Below are 5,708 nucleotides of genomic sequence, written 5' to 3'. Positions count from 1 at the left end.
CCTCCCCCCCCCCCCCCCCCCCCCCCCCGCCCCCCCCCCCGCCCCCCCCCCCCCCCCCCCCCCCCCCCCCCCCCCCCCCCCCCCCCGCCACATCTGAACCGACAGCCCCATCGACAAGATTTCCTCCTTTCGGAGAAACACCATGAAAGACTTGCTCAACCTCTTCAACCAGCAGCGTCAGACGCTGGACTTCGACGCGATCAAGATCGCGCTGGCCTCGCCGGACCTGATCCGTTCGTGGTCCTTCGGCGAAGTGAAGAAGCCGGAAACCATCAACTACCGTACGTTCAAGCCGGAACGCGACGGCCTGTTCTGCGCCGCCATCTTCGGACCGGTCAAGGACTACGAGTGCCTGTGCGGCAAGTACAAGCGCATGAAGCACCGCGGCGTGGTCTGCGAAAAGTGCGGCACCGAAGTCACCCTGGCCAAGGTGCGCCGCGAGCGCATGGGTCACATCGACCTGGCCTCGCCGGTCGCGCACATCTGGTTCCTCAAGTCGCTGCCCTCGCGCATCGGCCTGATGCTGGACATGACCCTGCGTGACATCGAGCGCGTGCTGTACTTCGAAGCCTACGTGGTGACCGAGCCGGGCCTGACCGCCCTGGAGCGCCGCCAGCTGCTGACCGAAGAACAGTACCTGCAGGCCCGCCAGGAACACGGCGACGACTTCGATGCCGCCATGGGCGCCGAGGCCGTGTACGAGCTGCTGCGCACGATCGACCTGCAGTCGGAAATGACCCGCCTGCGCGAAGAAATCGCCAGCACCGGTTCGGAAACCAAGCTCAAGCGACTGACCAAGCGCATCAAGCTGGTCGAGGCCTTCCTCGAGTCGGGCAACCGTCCGGAGTGGATGGTCATGACCGTGCTGCCGGTGCTGCCGCCGGACCTGCGTCCGCTGGTGCCGCTGGACGGTGGCCGCTTCGCGACCTCCGATCTGAACGACCTGTACCGCCGCGTCATCAACCGTAACAACCGCCTGCGCCGCCTGCTCGAGCTGAACGCGCCGGACATCATCGTGCGCAATGAAAAGCGCATGCTGCAGGAATCGGTCGATGCGCTGCTGGACAACGGCCGTCGCGGCCGTGCCATCACCGGCACCAACAAGCGCCCGCTGAAGTCGCTGGCCGACATGATCAAGGGCAAGCAGGGTCGCTTCCGCCAGAACCTGCTGGGCAAGCGCGTGGACTACTCGGGCCGTTCGGTCATCGTGGTCGGTCCGTACCTGCGCCTGCACCAGTGCGGCCTGCCGAAGAAGATGGCGCTGGAGCTGTTCAAGCCGTTCGTCTTCGCCAAGCTGCAGCGTCGTGGCCTGGCCACCACCATCAAGGCCGCCAAGAAGCTGGTCGAGCGCGAAGAAGCCGAAGTCTGGGACATCCTGGAAGAGGTCATCCGCGAACATCCGGTGATGCTGAACCGTGCGCCGACCCTGCACCGTCTGGGCATCCAGGCCTTCGAGCCGGTCCTGATCGAAGGCAAGGCCATCCAGCTGCATCCGCTGGTCTGCACCGCGTTCAACGCCGACTTCGACGGTGACCAGATGGCCGTCCACGTGCCGCTCTCGCTGGAAGCCCAGCTGGAAGCGCGTGCGCTGATGATGTCCACCAACAACATCCTGTCGCCGGCCAACGGCGAGCCGATCATCGTGCCGTCGCAGGACGTCGTGCTGGGTCTGTACTACATGACCCGCTCGCTGGTGAACAAGAAGGGCGAGGGCATGGCCTTCGCCAACATCGCCGAGGTCAAGCGCGCCTACGACAACCGCGTGGTGGAACTGCACGCACGCGTCAAGGTCCGCATCACCGAAGTGGTGACCGACGAGGAAGGCAACAAGCAGAACAAGACCTCGATCGTGGACACCACGATCGGTCGCGCCCTGCTGGCTGAAATCCTGCCGGAAGGCCTGCCGTTCGCGCTGGCCAACACCGAGCTGACCAAGAAGAACATCAGCCGCCTGATCAACTCCAGCTACCGTCAGCTGGGCTTGAAGGACACGGTCGTGTTCGCCGATAAGCTGATGTACACCGGCTTCGCCTACGCAACCCGCGCTGGCGTGTCGATCGGCATCGACGACATGCTGATCCCGGACGAGAAGCGCGGCATCCTCACCGAGGCCGAAGCTGAAGTGCTGGAAATCCAGGAGCAGTACCAGTCGGGCCTGGTCACCGCCGGCGAGCGCTACAACAAGGTGGTCGACATCTGGTCGCGCACCAACGAACGCATCGCCAAGGCGATGATGGACACCATCGGTACCGAGAAGGTGGTCAACGCCGAAGGCGAGACCATCGACCAGAAGTCGATGAACTCGCTGTACATCATGGCCGACTCCGGTGCCCGTGGTTCGCAGGCGCAGATCCGTCAGCTGGCCGGTATGCGCGGCCTGATGGCGCGTCCGGATGGCTCGATCATCGAAACGCCCATCAAGGCGAACTTCCGTGAAGGCCTGAACGTGCAGGAGTACTTCAACTCCACCCACGGTGCCCGTAAGGGTCTGGCCGATACCGCGCTGAAGACGGCGAACTCGGGTTACCTGACCCGTCGTCTGGTCGACGTGGCGCAGGACGTGGTCATCACCGAGGTGGATTGCGGTACCACCGAAGGCCTGACCATGACCCCGATCGTGGAAGGCGGCGACGTCGTGGAGCCGTTGAAGGACCGCGTGCTGGGTCGTGTCGTGGCCGAGGACGTGTTCCTGCCGGGCAACGACGAAGATCCGATCGTGACCCGCAACACGCTGCTCGACGAGCAGTGGGTGGCCAAGCTGGAAGATGCGTCGGTACAGTCGGTCAAGGTCCGTTCGACCATCAGCTGCGCCTCGCCGTTCGGCGTCTGCGCGCACTGCTACGGTCGCGATCTGGCCCGTGGCCACATCGTCAACATCGGTGAAGCGGTCGGCGTCATCGCCGCACAGTCGATCGGTGAGCCGGGTACCCAGCTGACCATGCGTACGTTCCACATCGGTGGTGCGGCGTCGCGAGCGGCTGCGGTGGACAACATCACCGTCAAGACCACCGGTTCGGTGAAGTTCAACAACCTGAAGTCGGTCGAGCACGCCAGCGGTTCGCTGGTGGCGGTCTCGCGTTCGGGCGAAATGTCGGTGCTCGATGCCCACGGCCGTGAGCGTGAGCGTTACAAGCTGCCGTACGGCGCGACCATCACCTCCAAGGACGGCGATGCGGTCAAGGCTGGCCAGACCGTGGCCAACTGGGACCCGCATAACCACCCGATCGTGTCCGAAGTGGCCGGTTTCATCCGCTTCATCGACTTCATCGACGGCGTCACCGTCATCGAGAAGACCGACGAACTGACCGGCCTGGCATCGCGTGAAATCACCGATCCGAAGCGTCGTGGTTCGCAGGCGAAGGACCTGCGCCCGATCGTGCGTATCGTGGACAAGAACGGCAACGATCTGACCATCCCGAACACGGATCTGCCGGCACAGTACCTGCTGCCGCCGCGCTCGATCGTCAACCTGCAGGACGGCGCGGCCGTCGGCGTGGGTGACGTGGTCGCCAAGATCCCGCAGGAAGCGTCCAAGACCCGCGACATCACCGGTGGTCTGCCGCGCGTGGCCGATCTGTTCGAAGCACGCAAGCCGAAGGATCCGGCGATCCTGGCCGAGCGTTCGGGCATCATCAGCTTCGGCAAGGACACCAAGGGCAAGCAGCGCCTGATCATCAAGGACACCGATGGTTCGGAACACGAAGAGCTGATCCCGAAGTACCGTCAGGTGATCGTGTTCGAAGGCGAGCACGTGACCAAGGGCGAAACCATCGTGGACGGCGAGCCGAGCCCGCAGGACATCCTGCGTCTGCTGGGTGTCGAACCGCTGGCGGCCTACCTGGTCAAGGAAATCCAGGACGTGTACCGCCTGCAGGGCGTGAAGATCAACGACAAGCACATCGAGGTGATCACCCGCCAGATGCTGCGCAAGGTCGAGATCACCGACCAGGGCACCAGCAAGTTCCTGAATGGCGAGCAGGCCGAGCGCCAGCGCGTCATCGAGGAAAATGCCCGCTTGGCCACCCGCAACGAGCTGCCGGCCCGTTTCGATCCGGTGCTGCTGGGTATCACCAAGGCTTCGCTGGCGACCGAATCGTTCATCTCGGCGGCGTCGTTCCAGGAAACCACCCGCGTGCTGACCGAAGCGGCTGTCCGCGGCACCTCGGACAACCTGCGCGGCCTGAAGGAAAACGTCATCGTCGGCCGTCTGATCCCGGCCGGTACGGGCCTTGCGTACCACGCCAACCGTCGTCGCAACGCCTCCGGGCTGACCGACTCGGAAATGCAGACCCTGTCCGGCAGCGCGCCGGCCGTGGCTGAGGTGGCCCCGGTGGCCGCCGTGGCGGTGGAATCGACCGAAGCTGAACAGGCTCCGGGCAGCGACGAGTAATACGCAGGCCCGGCTTCGGCCGGGCCCGCGGCAGGGCAGGGCGTCGACTCCGGTCGGCGGCCTTCCCGGCAAATCAGCAGGCACCGGCCACTGGTCGTCTGCCTGCCGATGAGGTAGGATGCCCGCCGGTCTTTCAACGGACCGGCTTGACAACCTGAACGGGGGGCATGGAAAAGGCTCCCCTGTAACGGCCCGGGATCAGGGCTGGCTTGGCGCGTGCGCATTTGACTGCGTTTTCGCCGGGTTGCTACAATCGTCTGTCTCAGCAGGCCGGTCTTTCGCCTGCTCGCACATTTCCGCATTCATGGCCAGTCTTTTCATTGGCCTCTCTCAGAAGAACATACTGATGGCGACGATCAATCAGCTTGTCCGCAAGCCGCGGCAGGCAACTACTTATAAGAGTGCCTCCCCGGCGCTCGATAAGTGCCCCCAGCGCCGTGGTGTCTGCACGCGCGTGTACACCACCACTCCGAAGAAGCCGAACTCGGCGCTTCGCAAGGTTGCCAAGGTCCGCCTGACCAACCAGGAAGAAGTGATTAGCTACATCGGCGGCGAAGGCCACAACCTGCAGGAGCACTCCGTGGTCCTCATCCGTGGCGGTCGCGTCAAGGATCTGCCGGGTGTGCGTTACCACACCGTGCGTGGCTCGCTGGACGCCTCCGGCGTTGCCAAGCGTCGCCAGGGCCGTTCCAAGTACGGCGCCAAGCGTCCGAAGAGCTAAGGGAAAGTACACATGTCTCGTAAAGGTAATACGCCGCAGCGCTCTGTCCTGCCGGATCCGAAGCACGGAAGTGAAACCATCGCTCGTTTCATCAATATGGTGATGCTGAGCGGCAAGAAGTCGGTCGCTGAAAAGATCGTCTACGGTGCCATGGACGTGATCGGCGAAAAGAACCCGAATTCCGTCGAGCTGGTTCAGAAGGCTCTGGAAAACGTGGCTCCGTCGGTCGAAGTCAAGTCCCGCCGTGTCGGTGGTGCTACGTACCAGGTGCCGGTCGAAGTGCGTTCGTCGCGCAAGATGGCCTTGGCCATGCGTTGGCTGATCGACTCGGCGCGTAAGCGTGGTGAAAACACCATGCCGAAGAAGCTGGCTGCCGAACTGCTGGACGCCTCGGAAAATCGTGGTGGCGCCATCAAGAAGCGCGAAGAAACCCACCGCATGGCCGAAGCCAACAAGGCCTTCGCGCACTACCGCTGGTGAGTTTGACGGCCTTGCAAAACAGGCACGGCAGCACCATCTAGGTGCTGCCCCGGGGGGGCCCGGGGGGGCCGGCGCGGCCGCCGGCCCCGCCCGCGCCCGGGGGGGCGGGCCCACCAC

General features: G+C 64.3%; 3 protein-coding genes. All 3 read left to right on the top strand.

Annotated features, from left to right (window positions below; translation table 11 throughout):
- Window positions 1-142 precede the first annotated feature (142 nt).
- The 3 genes from rpoC (at window position 143) to rpsG (ending at window position 5,591) form a co-directional block, all read left to right on the top strand.
- The gene (gene rpoC, locus QMX81_RS20305) at window positions 143-4,390 is read left to right on the top strand and encodes a DNA-directed RNA polymerase subunit beta' (protein WP_088434181.1); all 4,248 of its coding nucleotides are present in this window, start codon (window positions 143-145) and stop codon (window positions 4,388-4,390) included.
- A 346-nt stretch (window positions 4,391-4,736) separates the two neighbouring features.
- Window positions 4,737-5,111 carry a 30S ribosomal protein S12 gene (rpsL, locus tag QMX81_RS20300; RefSeq protein WP_017356008.1) on the top strand — a complete coding sequence of 125 codons (375 nt, stop codon included), beginning with the start codon at window positions 4,737-4,739 and terminating at the stop codon, window positions 5,109-5,111.
- A 12-nt stretch (window positions 5,112-5,123) separates the two neighbouring features.
- Window positions 5,124-5,591 (top strand): 30S ribosomal protein S7, encoded by a 468-nt coding sequence (gene rpsG, locus QMX81_RS20295; RefSeq protein ID WP_019186122.1) that lies wholly within the window; start codon window positions 5,124-5,126, stop codon window positions 5,589-5,591.
- Window positions 5,592-5,708: the final 117 nt, after the last annotated feature.

Origin of the sequence: Stenotrophomonas sp. PS02301 (assembly GCF_029959485.1) — a bacterium.
Lineage (GTDB): Bacteria > Pseudomonadota > Gammaproteobacteria > Xanthomonadales > Xanthomonadaceae > Stenotrophomonas > Stenotrophomonas maltophilia_Z.
This window is presented reverse-complemented; position numbering and strand designations above follow the sequence as displayed.

Excerpts from the sequence above, each read along its gene's own strand:
- rpoC (WP_088434181.1), top strand. The coding sequence starts at position 143 with ATGAAAGACTTGCTCAACCTCTTCAACCAGCAGCGTCAGACGCTGGAC.
- rpsL (WP_017356008.1), top strand. The coding sequence starts at position 4,737 with ATGGCGACGATCAATCAGCTTGTCCGCAAGCCGCGGCAGGCAACTACT.
- rpsG (WP_019186122.1), top strand. The coding sequence starts at position 5,124 with ATGTCTCGTAAAGGTAATACGCCGCAGCGCTCTGTCCTGCCGGATCCG.